Source organism: Mesorhizobium sp. P3_A9, assembly GCF_056402975.1.
Window position 1 is genome coordinate 1 of sequence record NZ_JBFUGJ010000110.1, and the last position, 16,927, is coordinate 16,927.

Annotated in this window: 16 protein-coding genes; 14 read left to right on the forward strand and 2 right to left on the reverse strand. The window is 62.8% G+C overall.

Features of this window, described 5'->3' with window-relative positions:
* Nucleotides 1-30 precede the first annotated feature (30 nt).
* Genes AC1DX0_RS16815 through AC1DX0_RS16830 form a run of 4 tightly spaced genes read left to right on the forward strand, consistent with a single transcriptional unit; the run spans nucleotide 31 to nucleotide 3,428 of the window.
* Entirely contained in the window at nucleotides 31-1,098 is a 1,068-nt protein-coding gene (locus AC1DX0_RS16815; RefSeq protein WP_477356133.1) for an ABC transporter substrate-binding protein, read from the forward strand.
* The gene (locus tag AC1DX0_RS16820) at nucleotides 1,067-1,351 is read left to right on the forward strand and encodes a hypothetical protein (protein WP_477220742.1); all 285 of its coding nucleotides are present in this window, start codon (nucleotides 1,067-1,069) and stop codon (nucleotides 1,349-1,351) included. Before AC1DX0_RS16815 ends, AC1DX0_RS16820 begins: the two co-directional genes overlap by 32 nt.
* Nucleotides 1,352-1,379: 28 nt before the next feature.
* On the forward strand, nucleotides 1,380-2,150 hold the full coding sequence (locus AC1DX0_RS16825) for an ABC transporter ATP-binding protein (RefSeq protein WP_477220743.1): 771 nt from the start codon (nucleotides 1,380-1,382) through the stop codon (nucleotides 2,148-2,150).
* Nucleotides 2,151-2,198: 48 nt separating this feature from the next.
* Nucleotides 2,199-3,428, forward strand: coding sequence for an acyl-CoA dehydrogenase family protein (locus tag AC1DX0_RS16830; RefSeq protein WP_477220744.1), 1,230 nt, complete (start codon nucleotides 2,199-2,201; stop codon nucleotides 3,426-3,428).
* A gap of 333 nt (nucleotides 3,429-3,761) precedes the next feature.
* On the opposite strand, the gene AC1DX0_RS16835 is transcribed toward AC1DX0_RS16830, so the two are convergent.
* The gene (locus AC1DX0_RS16835; protein ID WP_477220745.1) at nucleotides 3,762-4,427 is read right to left on the reverse strand and encodes an NAD(P)H-binding protein; all 666 of its coding nucleotides are present in this window, start codon (nucleotides 4,425-4,427) and stop codon (nucleotides 3,762-3,764) included.
* Nucleotides 4,428-4,671: 244 nt separating this feature from the next.
* Here AC1DX0_RS16835 and AC1DX0_RS16840 point away from each other — a divergent pair, with 244 nt between their 5' ends.
* Complete coding sequence (locus tag AC1DX0_RS16840) at nucleotides 4,672-5,586, forward strand: LysR family transcriptional regulator (RefSeq protein WP_477220746.1); 915 nt, start codon at nucleotides 4,672-4,674, stop codon at nucleotides 5,584-5,586.
* Between the two features lie 89 nt (nucleotides 5,587-5,675).
* On the opposite strand, the gene AC1DX0_RS16845 is transcribed toward AC1DX0_RS16840, so the two are convergent.
* The gene (locus tag AC1DX0_RS16845) at nucleotides 5,676-6,065 is read right to left on the reverse strand and encodes an ABC transporter substrate-binding protein (RefSeq protein WP_477356136.1); all 390 of its coding nucleotides are present in this window, start codon (nucleotides 6,063-6,065) and stop codon (nucleotides 5,676-5,678) included.
* Nucleotides 6,066-6,729: 664 nt separating this feature from the next.
* Here AC1DX0_RS16845 and AC1DX0_RS16850 point away from each other — a divergent pair.
* The 9 genes from AC1DX0_RS16850 to AC1DX0_RS16890 form a co-directional block, all read left to right on the forward strand.
* Nucleotides 6,730-7,761: a substrate-binding domain-containing protein gene (locus AC1DX0_RS16850; protein WP_477220748.1), complete on the forward strand. Its 1,032-nt coding sequence runs from the start codon at nucleotides 6,730-6,732 to the stop codon at nucleotides 7,759-7,761.
* 98 nt (nucleotides 7,762-7,859) lie between these two features.
* Nucleotides 7,860-9,395 carry a sugar ABC transporter ATP-binding protein gene (locus AC1DX0_RS16855; protein WP_477220749.1) on the forward strand — a complete coding sequence of 512 codons (1,536 nt, stop codon included), beginning with the start codon at nucleotides 7,860-7,862 and terminating at the stop codon, nucleotides 9,393-9,395.
* Between the two features lie 19 nt (nucleotides 9,396-9,414).
* Nucleotides 9,415-10,401 (forward strand): ABC transporter permease, encoded by a 987-nt coding sequence (locus tag AC1DX0_RS16860; RefSeq protein WP_477220750.1) that lies wholly within the window; start codon nucleotides 9,415-9,417, stop codon nucleotides 10,399-10,401.
* A 24-nt stretch (nucleotides 10,402-10,425) separates the two neighbouring features.
* Nucleotides 10,426-11,406 carry a sugar-binding transcriptional regulator gene (locus tag AC1DX0_RS16865; RefSeq protein WP_477220751.1) on the forward strand — a complete coding sequence of 327 codons (981 nt, stop codon included), beginning with the start codon at nucleotides 10,426-10,428 and terminating at the stop codon, nucleotides 11,404-11,406.
* Entirely contained in the window at nucleotides 11,403-12,398 is a 996-nt protein-coding gene (locus AC1DX0_RS16870) for an aldo/keto reductase (RefSeq protein WP_477220752.1), read from the forward strand. The genes AC1DX0_RS16865 and AC1DX0_RS16870 overlap by 4 nt, the downstream gene beginning before the upstream one ends.
* A 19-nt stretch (nucleotides 12,399-12,417) precedes the next feature.
* The gene (locus tag AC1DX0_RS16875) at nucleotides 12,418-14,115 is read left to right on the forward strand and encodes a glycerol-3-phosphate dehydrogenase/oxidase (protein ID WP_477220753.1); all 1,698 of its coding nucleotides are present in this window, start codon (nucleotides 12,418-12,420) and stop codon (nucleotides 14,113-14,115) included.
* Nucleotides 14,106-14,948, forward strand: coding sequence for a class I fructose-bisphosphate aldolase (locus AC1DX0_RS16880; protein WP_477220754.1), 843 nt, complete (start codon nucleotides 14,106-14,108; stop codon nucleotides 14,946-14,948). Before AC1DX0_RS16875 ends, AC1DX0_RS16880 begins: the two co-directional genes overlap by 10 nt.
* 22 nt (nucleotides 14,949-14,970) lie before the next feature.
* On the forward strand, nucleotides 14,971-16,485 hold the full coding sequence (locus AC1DX0_RS16885) for an FGGY-family carbohydrate kinase (RefSeq protein WP_477220755.1): 1,515 nt from the start codon (nucleotides 14,971-14,973) through the stop codon (nucleotides 16,483-16,485).
* Nucleotides 16,449-16,927, forward strand: a 479-nt coding sequence (locus AC1DX0_RS16890) for a GMC family oxidoreductase (protein ID WP_477356139.1), incomplete at its 3' end; no start/stop codon positions are given. The genes AC1DX0_RS16885 and AC1DX0_RS16890, both read left to right, overlap by 37 nt.

The following is a 16,927-nucleotide window of genomic DNA, read 5'->3' on the forward strand; positions in this document are numbered from 1 at the left end:
TCTCAAAATCACTCAAACAAGGGTTGCACCATGTCATTGCTAACCAAGACCATGTCGCTGGCGGCCGCTGCCGCTATGGCCGTCACGATGCTGAGCAGCGCGTCCTTCGCCGAAGACGGCACCGGCCAACAGCTCTATCCGCTGTTTACCTACCGCACCGGGCCCTACGCTCCATCGTTCATTCCGTTCGGTGCCGGCAACATCGATTATCTCCGCTACATCAATGAGGTCGAGGGTGGCGTCGATGGCGTCAAGATCCTGGTCCAGGAATGCGAGACGGCCTACACGATCGAGCGCGGCATCGAATGCTACGAGCGCTACAAGAACGGTTATAACGGCGCGCTGACGGCGGCAATCTATCCGCATTCGAGCGGCCTCGACGTGGTCCTCACAGACAAGGCTCGCATCGACAAGATCCCGATCGTCAGCCCTGGCGGCGGCCAGAACATCGCCACCGACGGTCGCGTCTTTCCCTACCAGTATCCACTGGTGTTCGACTACTGGAGCGAAGCCCAGATCATCGTCGATTACATCGCCCAGCAGGCCGGTGGCTATGACAAGCTCAAGGGCCTGAAGATCGCCACGCTCTATCACGATAGCGGCTATGGCCGCGACACGATCGAGCCGCTCGGCATCCTCGCCAAGAAATATGGCTTCGAAGATATCCAGATCCCGGTTCCGCATCCCGGCGAACAGCAGCAGACGCAGTGGCAGCAGATCCGCCGTGCAAACGCCGACTGGGTCTTTCTGCGCGGCTGGGGCGTGATGACGCCGGTGGCGATCAAGACAGCGGCTCGCGTCGGCTTCCCCGCCAATCGCATCATCGGTGATATCTGGAGTGGTTCGGAAGACGATGCCCGTCCGGCGGGCGCCGCCGCCAACGGTTACCTCGCCGTCTCGGTCTTCCCGCCGGGCACCAACTACGGCATCCTGAAGACGCTCAAGGCGGATATCCTCGACAAGGGCAAATCCGACCTTAAGGACAATTTACAATTACGGCGTGATCGAAGCCATCACCTTCGTCGAGGCGCTGCGCACCGGCCACAAGAAATTCGGCAACAGGCCATTGACCGCCGCCGAAGGCCAGTGGGCGCTTGAAAACCTCGACATCGATCAGAAGCGGATCTCCGAGCTTGGCGCGGAAGGCCTCATCAGCCCGCTGAAAACCTCGATCGACAACCACAAGGGCGAAACCATCGCCGCCAAGATCATCCAGTGGAACGGTCAGTCCTGGGACACCAGGACCGATTGGATCAAGGCCGATGCCTCGCTGTTTGCCGACGTCATCAAGGCAAAGGCCGCAGCCTACGCCAAGGAAAAGGGCATCGAGCCCCGCGTTGCAACGAACTGACACCAAACCGCATAGACAGGATCGACCCATGACCATTGCACAAAGAAGCTTCCTCGAGATCCAGAACATGGAAGCGCTCTATGGTCAGGCGATCCTTGCTGTGCGCGACGTGTCGCTCAAGGTCGAGCAGGGCAAGATCGTTGCCCTGCTCGGCGCCAACGGCGCGGGCAAGACAACGACGCTGAAGGCGGTTTCCAATCTGCTCGGGCCTGAGCGCGGCAAGGTCAGCCGCGGCAGCATCCTCTGGCAGGGCGAGCAGGTCAGCAGCCTCTCGGCGTCTCGGCTCGTCGCCAAGGGTGTCGTGCAGGTGCTGGAGGGCCGTCATTGCTTTGCGCAATTGACGGTCGAGGAAAACATCCTCTCCGGCGGCTTCGTCCGCAAGCCGAGCCGGGCAGACCTGCAGCGCGACGTCGAACGGATCTACACTTGGTTTCCGCGCCTCAAGGAGAAGCGCAAGGTCAAGGCCGGCCTGACGTCGGGAGGTGAACAGCAGATGCTGGCCATCGGCCGCGCGCTGATGACCAAGCCGAGCCTGGTGCTGCTGGACGAGCCGTCAATGGGTCTTGCGCCGATCATCGTGCAGGAAATCTTCGAGATCATCCGCATCCTCAACAGTGAGCAGGGCGTCAGCTTCCTGCTTGCCGAGCAGAACGCCAATCTCGCGCTTCGCTATGCCGACTACGCCTACATCCTCGAAAACGGTCGCGTCGTTCTGTCGGGAACGGCAGAGGAACTGCGAGCCCGTGAGGATGTCCAGGACTTTTACCTGGGCGGTGCCAATGTCGCCAGACCACACTGACCGCCTCGCCCGCGCCGGGTGAGGTCGCTAATTTCAGGACAATGCAAAATGACACAGATCGATACCGCCTGGGGCGCGGGCCCCAGCGCTCGCTATGAGACACTGGCCGAACGGTTCCGGCCGATATTTGCTGAGATTGCCGCCGGTGCGGTTGAGCGGGAGCTTGGCCGGGAACTGCCGGTGGCGCAGATCGCGAAATTGAAGCAGGCGGGCCTGGGCGCGCTGCGCATACCCGAAGCCGAAGGTGGTCTTGGCGCGACGCTGCCTGAACTGGCCAACATCCTGATCGAATTGTCGGCGGCCGATTCCAATATCACCCAAGCTCTGCGCGGTCATTTCGGGTTTGTCGAGGATGTCGTCAACAAGACATCCGGCGAGAGCCGCAAGCGCTGGGCAGAGCGCATTGCCCGCGGCGAGATCGCCGGCAATGCCTGGACCGAGATCGGCGACGCAAAACAGGACGCTTTCTCGACCCGCATCTCGAACAAGGATGACAGGCTGGTGCTCAACGGCACCAAATACTACACCACCGGCTCGCTGTTCGCCGACTGGATCGATGTCGGTGCGACGGGGCTCGAAGGGGAAGGCATCGTCTTGCAGGTGCGCCGCGACGATCCGGGCGTGAATGTCGTCGACGACTGGGACGGTTTTGGCCAGACGCTCACCGCCAGCGGCACCACGATCTTTACCGATGCCACGGTCGACCCCGGCGATGTCGTCGTCGACGACGATAAGTTCCGCTATGGCGCCGCCTTCTACCAGCTGGTGCATCTTGCCACGCTCGCCGGGATAGGCCGGGCGATAGCCAACGAGACCGCCGCCGCCGTTGCCGCGCGCAATCGCTCCTACTCCAATGCCGCCGGCCCGCGCTCAAGCCAGGATCCGCAGGTGCTTCAGGTCGTCGGCCGTATTCGCAGCAACGCCTATGCGGCCGGCGCCATCGTTTTGCAAGTCGCGCAGGCCATCGAACGCGCTTACCAGGCACACTTTGCCGGCGATGCCGAATTGGAGGAAAAGGCCAATGCGGTCGCCGAACTCGAGACATCGCAGGCGGTGACGGTCGTCACGAATCTGGTTCTTGAGGCGTCGACGATCATCTTCGATGCGCTGGGCGCATCCTCGACCAGAAAACCGATCGGCCTCGATCGCCATTGGCGCAACGCTCGTACCCTGTCGTCGCACAACCCACGCATCTACAAGGATCGCATCGTCGGCGACTACGCAGTCAACGGCACGCCACCACCCTATCAATGGCGCATCGGACGCAGCCCGTCGTAAGCCAGGACGTCACGCCGCCCATAGTTTCGACGCAGTCCAGCGCACGCCCGCAGGGTCTATCAATCCGTTCGTCGGTTTGAACCCTGCGGCACCGCGCCTACAGATACGCTGCTGGTTTCACCGGTGCTGCGGCTTCACAACTTAGCGCATCAGGTTTGCGATGAAGCCATTCGGCTCCGTCAATTATCGTTTTGATGGGATATGCGTTCGCTTGGCCGAACACGAAAATCACGATGCCTGTCAAGGGTTCCGACGATCTCAACAAAGACGCGGAAGATTGCCACCAGACTCCTGGGGGGCTTGGCCGGCTTCGCCCTATTCAGCTGACTATGGTCAAGCCGGAACGTCTCCGCTCGCAGTGGGCAGCCCCACGACATCCTTTGAAGTAACCATATGGCGTCCGGGTGCTGGTGCGACCGCCGCTTCAACAAGGATGGCAGCTATTCGTGAGGCAAGGTTTATGTGGAGCGCTCGAGGCAACAACGGCTGAAGAGCAGCCGCTATCGGCAGCACGATACGTTCAGCCAGCCGGAACTCCGCCCGATCGCCGCCGATCATGCCTGGTCGCACGATCGTAAGAGACTTGAAGCCGATACTTGCAATGTCACGTTCAGCTTCACCTTTGACGCGGCAGTAATACAGGGGAATGGAGAGCGACGCGCCGGGAGAGGAAACGAGTGCGAAAGACTCCGCACCCCGCTCATGGGCGAGTTTCGCAAACGCAATCGGCAGCTCATAGTCGATATGCCGAAACGCCTCCTTTGACCCAGCCTTCGCCGGGGTCGTTCCCAATGCGCAAATCACGGCATCGACGCTCCCGATCGCAGCATCCGGCAGCAGCATGCCCAGTTCCGGTGCGACCGGATTAACAAGCTTGCCATGAGCGGGAAGGCTGCGTCGCGACGGCGCAACAACCTGGTCGACCCGCGGATCCGCCAGAGCCTGTTGGAGTGCCGTCGCGCCAACGAGGCCCGTTGCGCCGAGTATCAAGATTTTCATGCAATGTCCTAGTGCCATTGAAAACCAACGCTGCCAGCCTGGCGGAGCCCGGCAGGCCCCCGTCGCGGGGACGATTGGCGTATCATCAAGTTTCGGGGATCATCACGGGGTYGCGTCGCGAAAAGGGTCCTATCGCCATCCCTGGTTCGGACGCCTCGTGAAAGCTTCTTTCTACCAGATAGCGGTTTGGCTGAGAGTTGATAATCTGCGGATTGGTAGGGTCACTTCATAGGCACAGTAAGAAATGCTCGATCGCATCACCGGAATGCAGGTGTTCTCCCGCTCGGCTCATGCCGGCAGCATTTCGGCTGCGGCCCGGCAAATGGGCCTGTCTCCCGGCATGGCGACGAAACATCTCGACGCCCTGGAAGAGCGGCTCGGCGTCAGGCTGTTTCACAGAAGCACGCGAAAGCTCACGCTCACCGAGCCCGGGCAGCAATATCTTGAACTCTGCACGCGCCTGCTGCCGGAGCTTGACGAAGTGGAGGCTCTGATTGCTTCTCAGCGGGTCGAGGCCTCAGGGCTTCTGCGGCTCAACGCTCCGCTATCGTTCGGCGTGCGCTACCTGGCGCCACTGATCCCGGCTTTCACCGAAAAGCACCCGAAGGTTACCGTCGATCTCGGCCTGAATGACCGGGTGGTGGATCTGACGGACGAAGGCTGGGATCTCACGATCCGTGTCGGGCGCCTGAAGGACAGCCGTCTGATTTCCAGAAAGCTCGCCGAAAGCTCGATGATCGTCTGCGCGGCGCCCACGTACTGGGTGAAGCACGACCGCCCTGAAGTCTGGGCGGACCTTCAGCAACACAATTGCCTGGGGTTTGCATTCACCAACATCGCAAGGCCCGATGAATGGTTTTTCGGGCGCAACCGGGAGCGCAGCATTGCCGTCAAGGGCACGCTGCGGGCCAACAATGGCGACGCTCTGGTTGCGGCCGCTTCCGCCGGCCTGGGTGTCCTCTACGAGCCGCAATTCATCGTTGCCGAGGCAATCCGGCAAGGCCTGCTGGAAGCAGTCGAACTCGATCAGCCGACTGCCGACCTCGGCGGTATCCACTTGGTCTACGCGCCTGACCGCTCCCCGCCCGCGAAGGTCCGGGTCATGATCGATTTCCTGGTTGCTGCCTTCACGCCGCGACCGCCGTGGGATGTCGATTGACGCCGGTGCCGCATTCGACATTGCACACTGCAGGGTAAAAACTGAAACGGTCGGTGAGCCATGGCCTGATGGTCTTGGCGTAATGTTGGTCAACCGCCCACCTTGCCGATGACGACCACCTTGCCGCCGCGCAAGCCGACAATCTGCAAAGGCGTGTGCGGGTGATTGTGCGCATCCATCGCGTAGGTCCCGCCATGCAGTGCCGGCATCCGAGACGATTTCAGCGCGCTCTGAATATCCGCAGGGCTGTCCGAATTCGCGCGGTGGATCGCGTCGACGACCAGGCGGGTTGCCTCATAGGCGAAGAACGAGCGCTGGGTGGGCATCAAACCAAAGTGGGCGCGATAGGCCTGAACAAAATCCTGGACGCCTTGTGTGTCTTCGGTCGGCATGAACACGGCTATGCCTGAAGCCTTGTCGAGACCGCCGGATGCGACGAATTGCRGGGAGGCGGCTGCGAGCGCCGTGGCCGCGCGCAAAGCTCAGATCACGATTGTTGAGCGACGCGGCTTCGATACGCACGCGAGTTTCGCATGCGCCCACGTCGCGGCTCGGAAGTTCGACACGCTTCAACCCGCCGATGCCGCCGCCTGACTGAAGTTGATAGGCCTTCATAAGAAAGCTCCTTGATCATGTTGGTGATCGACAGATCTCACACCGCGTAAACCGCCCGTCTGAGGGCCAATGGAAATTCACCCGTCATGCCCGCGACTGCGGTGTTGGTCAGCGCGACGACGGAAAGGCCGATCGCCGAATCGACCCAGAAATTGTTGCCGTAGACACCGGCCCAGTTTCACGCGTGGAGGTCGCCGTTAACTTGCGGTTGTCTCCACAAGGTGACAATCGGGCCGGGGAGACATTCAGTTCTTACTGCCAGTCAGAAATTGCCTTTTGCGTCGCGCGCCAACTCGATACGGAGACTGTGGCGGGAGTTGCGCTCGTTGCGCCGCCGTCTCTGGGCAGTTCTAAAGCCTCGATGTGAAATATATTTCACTATGTGAATTATATTGACAATGGAACGCCGGGCTGTAATGTCCCGGTCGTCGGCTTTCGGAGGAAGGTCGGCTTCATCAAATCCATACGGCAGCGCTCGCAGAGCGTCTGCAACGGTCATTGAGGATGGCTTCGGCCAAGGGAGGAAACTTGCGCAAATTTCTGAGCACGCTCGCAATCGCGGCGGCTGCATCGACCTGTCTTGGGTCCATGCAGGCACGCGCCGAAACCCCAAACCCGTTCAAATGCGAGCCGGGTGAAAAATACGTCATGAACGTCATGGTCTCGGGCGTCGAATACTGGTTCCCCGTCTATGAAATGTTCAAGCAGGCCGGCCAGCAGTTCGGCTGCGAGACCGCCTATACGGGCACGCCGGAATACGACGTCAACAAGCAGATCGCGACCTTCGACCAGGCGCTGGCGCAGAAGCCGGCCGGTATACTGGTGCATCCGATGAACTCCGATCCATTCATCGAGCCGATCAACCGCGCCATCGAACAGGGCACCGCCGTGGTGACCTTCGCCGCCGACTCGCCCAATTCCAAGCGCGTCTCCTACATCACCTCCGACAACAATGCCGAAGGCACCTATGCCGCCGACGCCGTTGCCAAGGCGATGGACGGCAAAGGCGAATATGCCGTGCTGGAAAATCCCGGCCAGGACAATCACGACAAGCGCGTCAACGCCTTTGTCGCCCGCATGGAAGCCAAATGGCCTGACATGAAGCTCGTCGGCCGCGCCGCTTCGAACCAGGATCCGACCAAGGCCTACCAGGCAGTGCTGAGCCTGGCGCAGGCGCATCCCGACCTCGGCGCCGTGTTCATGCCGGAAGCCAACTCGGCCATCGGCGCCGCGCAGGCCGCCAAGGAAGGCGGCGGCAAGATCCGCGTCATGCTGGCCGACGTCAACGCCAAGATCCTCGACATGATCAAGGCCGGCGAGATCTTCGGCTCGGTCAATCCGAACCAGGGCATGCAGGGCTATATGGGTTTCATGCTGTTGTGGATGGCCAAGCATCCGGGCCTGATCGATCCGATGAACGACGCCAAGCGTTCGGGCTTCAACCCGATGAGCGTGCCCTTCGTCGACAATGGCTTCTCCATCGTCTCCAAGGAAAATGCGGACGACTTCTACTGGGACAAATACCTGAAGCGCCGCGGCACCAAGGGCATCGAGGAATAAACTCGCTCTTGCTACCCCGGCCTCCGCAAGGCCGGGCCAACCGGGAAGGAGGCCATGGCCTCCTTCCTCCCCCCGCAGGTTCATCGCAGGAGCATGGCGTGACCCAGGCGCCCATTCTTGAAATCCGCGGCCTGTCCAAGGCGTTTGGCCCGGTCAAGGCGCTGAGCGACGTGCAGTTCGCGCTGCGACGCGGCGAAGTCCACGCGCTGTGCGGCGAGAACGGCGCCGGCAAGTCGACGCTGATGAACATGATCGCCGGCGTGCTGCAACCCGATGAGGGCGACATACTGATCGACGGCGAGCGGGTTTCGATCCTGTCGCCGGCGGCCGCCCAACGCCTCGGCATCGCGCTCGTCCATCAGGAGATCGCGCTCTGCCAGGATGCCACGGTCGCGGAAAATATCTACATGGCCGCGATCAACAGCCGGCGGGCGCCGCTGATGAATTTCCAGAAGCTCTATGCCGATGCCCAGAAGGTCATGGACCTGCTTGCCCCCATTCCGGTGCGCACCAGGGTCGCCGATCTCTCCATTTCCAACCAGCAGCTCGTCGAGATCGCCAAGGCGCTGACGCTCGACTGCAAGGTGCTGATGCTTGACGAGCCGACGGCGGCATTGACCGAGAGCGAGGCGCGGCGCCTGTTTTTGATCGTGCGCGGGCTCAAGCAGCGCGGCATTTCGGTGGTCTATATCAGCCACCGCATGGCTGAGATCTTCTCGTTGTGCGACCGCGTCACCGTCTTTCGCGACGGCCGCTACGTGGCGACCGACCCGATCGCCGCCGTTTCGCCTGATGACGTGGTGCGCAAGATGGTCGGCCGCGAAATCACCCAGCTCTACCCCGACAAGCTGGCGCCGAAAGAAGCTGGGCGCTTGCTCCTTTCGGTTGAGGGCCTTTCCGATGGCCGCCGCTTCGCCGACGTCGATCTGCAGCTTCGCGCCGGCGAAATTCTGGGCATTGGCGGCCTCATCGGGGCCGGCCGCAGCGAGATCGCGCAGACGATCTGCGGCCTGAAGCCGATGACGGCAGGAACCGTTGCGCTCGACGGAAAGCCATTGCGGCCGCGCAGCTACGGCGATGCGGTCAAGGCGGGGCTGGTCTATCTCTCGGAGGATCGCAAAGGCTCCGGCGTGTTCCTCGATCTGCCGATCGCGCAGAACATCTCGGCGCTCGACCTCGCCAGGCTGACGGGGCCACTCGGCCTGCTCGACCGCAAGGCCGAGGATCGTCAGGCGCGGGAACTGACCGGCAGGCTCGGCGTGCGCATGGCCGGCATCGAGGCCACCGTTTCGACACTGAGCGGCGGCAACCAGCAGAAGGTCGCCATCGCCAAGCAATTGTCCGTCAACCCCAAAGTCATCATCATGGACGAGCCGACACGCGGCATCGACGTTGGCGCCAAGGTCGAGATCCACCGGCTGCTGCGCCAACTTGCCGACAGCAGTGTCGGTGTCGTCGTCATCTCGTCGGAACTGCCGGAGCTGATCGGCCTGTGCGACCGCGTCATGGTGGTGCGCGAAGGCAGGATCGCCGGCGAACTCAATGCCGGCGAACTCGGCGAGGAGGCCATCATCATGCTGGCATCGGGTGTCCACAACAGTTCAAACCAAAGGCAGGCCCAGAATGTCGCCTAGGAACTCAGGAGAAGCGCTCATGCATGCCGAGATACCGGCCGCGGGTCGCGGGCGGCGCGTCAATTTTGCCCGCCTTGCGTCGATGCGCGAAGCCGGGCTGATCGTCATCATCCTGGCGCTGTGCATCGCCATGAGCTTTGCCTCGCCGCACTTCCTGACATGGGGCAATTTCCGCGCCATGCTGATGAGCTTCTCCATCGAAGGCATCGTCGTCGTCGGCATGACCATCCTGCTCATCGTCGGCGGCATCGACCTGTCGGTCGGTTCGGTCGTGTGTTTCTCGATGGTTGTCTCCGGCGCGCTGTTCCTCGCCGGCCTCGATCCCTGGACGGCAAGCCTGATCGGCATCGGCGTCAGCGCGCTGATCGGCGCGGCGATGGGCTTCTTCGTCACGGTGATAGGCCTCAATCATTTCATCACCTCGCTGGCGGCGATGGTCATCGTGCGCGGCATGTGCCTGGTCGTCACCAAGGGCACGCCGTTGTCGCTGTTCACCTTGCCGCCGGCTTTCAAGGCCATCGGTCAGGGCAGCTTCAATAACATCCCCTATGTCATCCTGATCTTTGTCGTGGTGGTGGCGATCTTCGATTTCCTGCTGCGTCGCGCCACGGCCTTTCGAAAAGTCTTCTACACCGGCTCCAACGAGAAGGCCGCGCAGTTCTCCGGCATCAGGACCAAACAGGTGAAGTTCTGGGTCACGGTGCTGTGCTCGACGCTGGCCGGGCTGGCCGGCGTCATCTACATGGCGCGCTTCGGTGCGGCGACGCCGACCTTCGGCGCCGGCATGGAGCTCAACATCATCGCCGCGGCCGTCATCGGCGGCGCCTCGCTCAATGGCGGCTCCGGCACCATCTTCGGGGCGATCCTCGGCATGGCGCTGCTCTCGGTGGTGACCAGCTCGCTCATCCTCCTCGATATCTCGGTCTATTGGCAGGACATGATCAAGGGATGCATTCTGCTCGCAGCCGTATCGATCGATCACTTCCTGCATCGCAAGAAGTCCTGACCTCAAGCGCACCGAAGCAACACCATGGCCCCTCCCAACACCCGCGACGACATCGCCGCCGTCCGCCAGATGCACCAGGCGCTTGTCCTGCATTACGTCGAAGGCAAGACCCAGGCCGAGATCGCCGTGGAACTCGGCCTCTCGCACGCGACCGTCAACCGGCTGATCAAGCGCGGCCACCAGCTTGGCCTGGTCGAGATCAAGATCAAGTCGCCGATCGATCATCTGGTTGAACTCGAGGCGCGGCTGGTGGCGCTGGGCGGTATAGAGCGGGCGATGGTTGTGCCATCGGTCTCCGAAAATCCGCACACGGCCCTGCAGCGGGTCGGCGAGGCGGCGGCTGGGCTGCTGCTCGACACCATCAAGGACGGCGACACCATTTCGATCACCGGTGGCAAAGGTGTCAGCGCGCTGGTCGCCGGTCTCAAGCCGGGGCGCCGATACGACGTCGAAATCATCCCCGCCACCGGCCTGGTGCAGGGCAAGCACTATACCGACGTCAATCACGTCGCCTCACTGATGGCCGACAAACTCGGCGGCCGCGCCTACCAGATCCATGCGCCGCTGTTCGCCGACACCGCGCAGCAGCGCGAGATGCTGATGGGCATCAGCTCCGTCGCCGACGTGTTTCGCAAGGCGCGCGAGGCCGATGTCGCGGTGGTCGGGGTCGGCTCCATCCTGACCGACGATTCCAGCTACTACGATCTGCATCCGTCCTCGAATGCCGACCGCCAGGCGATCCAGAAATCCGGGGCGACGGGCGAGTTGCTGGCCCATCTCATCGATCGCCAGGGCAAGCTCTGCAACTACTCGCTCAACCGTTCGCTGGTCTCGCTGACGCTCGACGAGTTCGCCACCATCCCACGCTCGATCGGCATCGCCAGCGGACCCAGCAAGGTCGCGCCGATCCTCGCCGCCATGCGCGGAAACCATCTCGACACCATCGTCACGGACGAGGCCACCGGGCTCCAGATCCTCGAGTTGGCCAAACAGGAGGCAGCATGAATTCTCGACAAATCCAGCGGCAGATCGGCAAGTCCGGCATATCGGCGTCGGCTGTTGGCTTGGGCACCTGGGCGATTGGCGGATGGATGTGGGGCGGCACCGACGAGAAGGAATCGGTGCGCGCCATCGAAGCCTCGATCGACGCCGGCCTCAGCCTGATCGACACCGCACCGGCTTACGGCCTTGGCCGCAGCGAGGCGATCGTTGGCACCGCCATCAAGGGCAAGCGCGACAAAGTGGTGATCGCGACCAAATGCGGGCTGAACTGGCATACCGGCAAAGGGGGCCATTTCTTCGACCAGGACGGCAAGCCGGTGCATCGCTATCTCGGGGCTGACGGCATCGCCTACGAAGTCGAGCAGAGCCTGCGGCGTCTCGGCACCGATCATATCGATCTCTACATCACCCATTGGCAGGACCCGACGACGCCCATCGCCGAGACGATGGTGGTGCTGGAAAAACTGAAGGCGGCCGGCAAGATCCGCGCCATCGGCGCCAGCAACATCAGTGCCGATGATCTTGGCCACTATATCGACGCCGGCCAGCTCGATGCGATCCAGGAGCGCTATTCGATGATCGATCGCGAGATCGAGGGCAGCCTGCTGCCGATCACCCGTCGCCATGACATCGCCACCCTCAGCTATTCGTCGCTGGCGCTTGGCCTGCTCACCGGCACGGTCGACCCCGGCCGCACATTCGGCGGCGACGACCAGCGCAAGGACAATCCACGCTTCTCCACGGCCAACCGGCAAAAGGTGGCGAAGCTGAAGGAGGCCATCGCCTCGATTGCCGCAGACCATCAGGCGTCGATGGCCCAGATCGTCATCGCCTGGACGCTCGCCCAGCCGGGCATCACTTTTGCCCTGTGCGGCGCGCGCAATCCCGAACAGGCGCTCGACAATGCGCGGGCCGGCGAGATCACGCTTGCGGCAGGCGAACTTGCGGCAATCGACGCCGCAGCCGCCGCGCATCTCACGGCGATGGATGCCTGAGCAAAAAGGCAGCAGTCCAATGAACCGTAGCGATACAACAGCCGCTCTGCGCGAACGGCCTGATATAGCCGTGCTCGTCATCGGCGGCGGCATCAACGGCATCAGCGTCTTTCGCGAACTGGCCTTGCAAGGCGTCGATGTCGTGCTGGCGGAAAAGGACGACTATTGCAGCGGCGCCAGTGCCGCCCTGTCGCGCATGGTGCATGGCGGGCTGCGCTACCTCGAAAACGGCGAATTCAAACTGGTGCGCGAATCGCTGCTCGAACGCGATCGCCTGCTGAAGAATGCCCCGCACTATGTGGCGCCCCTGCCGACGACGGTACCGATCTTCGACATGTTCTCCGGCCTTGCCAATGGCGCGGTGCGTTTCCTGGGATTGACGAGGCGGCCCAGTCGGCGCGGCGCGCTGGTGATCAAGACTGGCCTTGCCATGTATGACCTGTTCACCGCCGCACGGCGGTTGATGCCGACGCACCGATTCCGGGGACGCGCCGAGACACTGAAGACATGGCCGGCGATCAATCCGGCGATCCGCAATTCGGCGACCTACTATGACGCCTGGGTGAGCCGGCCCGAACGCCTCGGCCTGGAGATGCTGCTGGACGCCATGGCGAGCGGGGCGAACGCGCGCGCCTTGAATTATGCGCAGGTGTCATCGAACGGCGACGGCCTTGCCATCACCGACAGGCTGACAGGCGAACAACTGCCGGTGCGGCCGCGATTGGTCATCAACGCCACCGGCGGCTGGATCGACCTGACCAACAAGGCAATCGGGGCGGCGGCGCAGAGAATGATGGGCGGCACCAAGGGCTCGCATCTCATCGTCGACAATGACGAACTGCTCGCAGCGCTCGGCGGCCATATGGTCTACTACGAGAACGAGGACGGGCGCATCTGCATCCTGTTTCCCTATCTCGGCAAGGTGCTGATCGGCTCGACCGACATCCGGATCGACGATCCCGACCAGGTCCGATGCGAGGAGGACGAACAGCGCTACATCCTGCAGTCGCTCGCCTTCGTCTTTCCCTCGATCAAGGTGACCGACGACCAGATCGTGTTCCGCTTCGCCGGCGTGCGCCCCTTGCCCGCCAGCGAAGACAGCTTCACCGGCCGCATACCGCGCGACCACTATTGCGAGTTCGTCGAGGCGAGCGGGGATCTGCCGGCGACACTATGCATGATCGGCGGCAAGTGGACGACGTTTCGTTCGTTCGGAGCATTGGCGGCTGGCAGTGTGCTGGAGCGCCTCGGGCTCGAACGCAGTGTGGGTACAGAGGATATGGCCATCGGCGGCGGTCGCGACTTCCCTGCCGATCAGGAGAGCTGGTGCGCGTCATTCGCGCTTGAATACGGCCTGACGGTCGAGCGCGCGCACACACTTCTGCAGCGCTACGGCACGTCTGCCGTGGACTTCGTTTCGCGCCCCGCGGGCGAACAGATGCTGCCGCGGTCCGACTACTCGGCAAGCGAAATCCGACACATCATCGAGCATGAGCAGGTCGAGTGCCTTGCCGACCTGTTCCTGCGCCGCTCCACCATCGCCATTTCGGGTGGTCTGAGCTTCGACCTCATCAGCGCCGTTCTCGACATGCTGGCCGATCACAAAGGCTGGAATGCCAGCGAGGCCGTCGCCGAGCGCTCGACCTTCCTGGCCTTGCTGGCAGACCGGCACGGCATCGACCTCCAGACGCATCAAAGGAGCGCCCTATGCGCGTAAACAAGAAAGTCCGCATGAACCGGCTGTTCGGCGGGGGGCGCTGCCTCGACGTGGCCATCGATCATGGCGTCTGCAACGAGCCGAGTTTCCTGGCCGGGCTGGAAGACATGGCCGGTGTCGTCAGCCAACTGGTCAAGGCCGGTCCCGACGCCATCCAGATGAATTACGGCCAGGCCGATCTGTTGCAATCCGTGCCGGGCAAGGACAAGCCGGCGCTGGTCATGCGTATCGACATGGGCAATCCTTACAACAAGACGCGCCACCGGGCGATGTGGGCGGTGCTGCAGAACGAAGCCGAGCCTCTGCTTGGCGCCATCGAGATGGATGCGGCCTGCGTCGTGGTGAATTTGTTCATGCTGCCCGACGAGCCCGACCTGTTCAGGCAATGCGTGCAGAACATCGCGCGTGTGCGCGCCGATTGCGAGAAATACGGCCTGCCGCTGATGATCGAGCCGCTGGCCATGCTGCCGGTCACCGAACATGGCGGCTACATGGTCGACGGCGATGCCGAAAAGATCGTCACCTTGACCCGCTTGGCGCGCGAGATGGGTGCCGATATCATCAAGGCCGATCCGACGACCGATCCCAATGACTTCCACCGCGTCGTCGAGGCCGCGCGCTGCCCGGTGCTGGTGCGTGGCGGCGGCAAAGAGGATCTGCGCGCGGTGTTCGACAAGTCCGCTGCCTTGATGGCGCAAGGCGCGCTCGGCATGGTCTATGGCCGCAACATCTACCAGCATGCCAACCCGAGTGCTGTCGTGCGCGGGCTGATGGCGATCATTCATGACGATGCCGATGGCCGCGTGGCCTGGGACCTGTACAACCAGGCATAGGCTGCGGCCTCGGGAGGCGCCAATGGCAAACTACATTCTCGGTCTGGACGCCGGCAACACTGTCATCAAGGCTGTCCTCTTCGACCTGTCGGGGCGCGAGCTGGCGCTCGCCGCCCACGATGGCCGCTCATCCATGCCGAAGCCCGGCCACGTCGAACGCGACCTCGACGAACTCTGGCGCAACGCGGTTTCGGTCATTGGTCAATGCATCGCCGAGGCCGGCATCGACGCCGGCGAGATCGTCGCCATCGGCTGCGCCGGCCATGGCAACGGGCTCTATGCGCTCGATCGGGCGGGGGCGCCGCTGATCGGCATCCAGTCGCTCGATACCCGCGCCGTCGGCATTGTTGCCGAGTGGGCCGAACGGCATGTCGGTGACCGCACCTATACACACTGCCTGCAACGGCCATGGGCGGCGCAGACACCGACCCTTCTTGCCTGGCTCAAGCGCTTTTCGCCGGCCTTGTTCGCCAGCATCGGCACGGTCTTCCTGTGCAAGGATTTCGTCGTCAATCGGCTGACGGGCGCACGCTGCAGCGATACATCAGACATGTCTGGCTGCGGCCTGCTGCAGATGCAGGACCGGCGCTATGAACCGGACCTGCTTGCCGCCTACGGGCTCGGCGATTGCATGGATCTGTTACCGCCGGTGCTGGAATCGGCCGACATTGCCGGGCATATCAGCGAAGACGTGGCGGCCCTGACGGGACTGCGTGCCGGCACGCCTGTCGTGGCCGGGTTGTTCGACGTCGTCGCCAGCGCCGTCGGTTCCGGTGTGACCCGAACCGGAGCTGCCTCGGTCATCGCCGGAACCTGGAGCATCAACCAGGTCATCACCGACGAGCCGATCCGCGATCCTTCGATCTTCATGCTGTCGACCTTCGATCGCCAGCGCTATCTGGCGATCGAATCCAGCGCGACCTCGGCCGCCAATCTCGAATGGATCGTTCGCGAATTCCTCGAGCACGGCGGCGAAGCCGACCAGTCACCATTCGAACTGTGCAGCGAACTCGTCGCCTCCGTCGATCCCGAGGGCGACATCCCCATCTACCATCCCTTCCTCTACGGCTCGCAGCAGAATGGCCATGCGCGCGCCGGCTTCTACGGTATCGCCGGCTGGCACGGCCGGGCGCATCTGTTGCGCGCGCTGTTCGAGGGTGTCGCCTTCGAGCACAAGCGGCATGTCGAGACGCTGCACAAGGCCGGCGCCGATTTCGATGAGGTGGTGCTGTCCGGCGGCGGTTCGCGCAGCAGCGTCTGGCCGCAGATCTTCGCCGATGTGCTTGGCGTGCCGGTAACCGTGGCGCGCAGCCGCGAGACCGGCGCACTTGGGGCGGCGATCGCGGCAGGCACCGGCGTCGGCATCTTCGCTGACTACAGCGCCGGCGCCGCGGCCATGACGGCGGCCGCCCGACGGTTTGTACCCAACGGGGCGGTTGCCGAGGCGTATGCAGGGCGTTATCGACTCTATGGCGAGATCAACAAGGCGATGGTGCCGCTATGGGAACGCTTCGCCGGACAGCAGGCCTGCACGTGACTGAAACCTCATCATCTCCGTTCGGCGACTACGACTATGTCATCGTTGGTGCGGGTTCCGCCGGCTGCGTGCTCGCCAACCGGCTCTCCGCCGATCCGCGCAACAAGGTGCTGCTGCTCGAAGCCGGCGGCAGTGACCGCTATCACTGGGTCGATATCCCGATCGGCTACCTCTTCTGCATGGGCAACCCGCGCACCGACTGGATGATGAAGACCGAGCCGGAAGCCGGTCTCAACGGACGCAGCCTCAACTATCCGCGCGGCAAGGTGCTTGGCGGCTGTTCGTCGATCAACGGCATGATTTACATGCGTGGCCAGGCAGCCGACTATGAGGGCTGGCGGCAGGCCGGCAATGTCGGCTGGGGCTGGGATGATGTGCTGCCGTATTTCCGCAAATCGGAAGACTATCATGGCGTCAATAGCGCCATGCACGGCACCGGCGG

Bases quoted from the DNA above. Each gene is read 5' to 3' on its own strand.
- AC1DX0_RS16870 (WP_477220752.1), top strand. From the start codon at position 11,403: ATGAATTCTCGACAAATCCAGCGGCAGATCGGCAAGTCCGGCATATCG.
- AC1DX0_RS16885 (WP_477220755.1), top strand. From the start codon at position 14,971: ATGGCAAACTACATTCTCGGTCTGGACGCCGGCAACACTGTCATCAAG.
- AC1DX0_RS16835 (WP_477220745.1), bottom strand. From the start codon at position 4,427: ATGAAAATCTTGATACTCGGCGCAACGGGCCTCGTTGGCGCGACGGCA.
- AC1DX0_RS16840 (WP_477220746.1), top strand. From the start codon at position 4,672: ATGCTCGATCGCATCACCGGAATGCAGGTGTTCTCCCGCTCGGCTCAT.
- AC1DX0_RS16865 (WP_477220751.1), top strand. From the start codon at position 10,426: ATGGCCCCTCCCAACACCCGCGACGACATCGCCGCCGTCCGCCAGATG.
- AC1DX0_RS16860 (WP_477220750.1), top strand. From the start codon at position 9,415: ATGCATGCCGAGATACCGGCCGCGGGTCGCGGGCGGCGCGTCAATTTT.
- AC1DX0_RS16830 (WP_477220744.1), top strand. From the start codon at position 2,199: ATGACACAGATCGATACCGCCTGGGGCGCGGGCCCCAGCGCTCGCTAT.
- AC1DX0_RS16815 (WP_477356133.1), top strand. From the start codon at position 31: ATGTCATTGCTAACCAAGACCATGTCGCTGGCGGCCGCTGCCGCTATG.
- AC1DX0_RS16825 (WP_477220743.1), top strand. From the start codon at position 1,380: ATGACCATTGCACAAAGAAGCTTCCTCGAGATCCAGAACATGGAAGCG.
- AC1DX0_RS16880 (WP_477220754.1), top strand. From the start codon at position 14,106: ATGCGCGTAAACAAGAAAGTCCGCATGAACCGGCTGTTCGGCGGGGGG.
- AC1DX0_RS16875 (WP_477220753.1), top strand. From the start codon at position 12,418: ATGAACCGTAGCGATACAACAGCCGCTCTGCGCGAACGGCCTGATATA.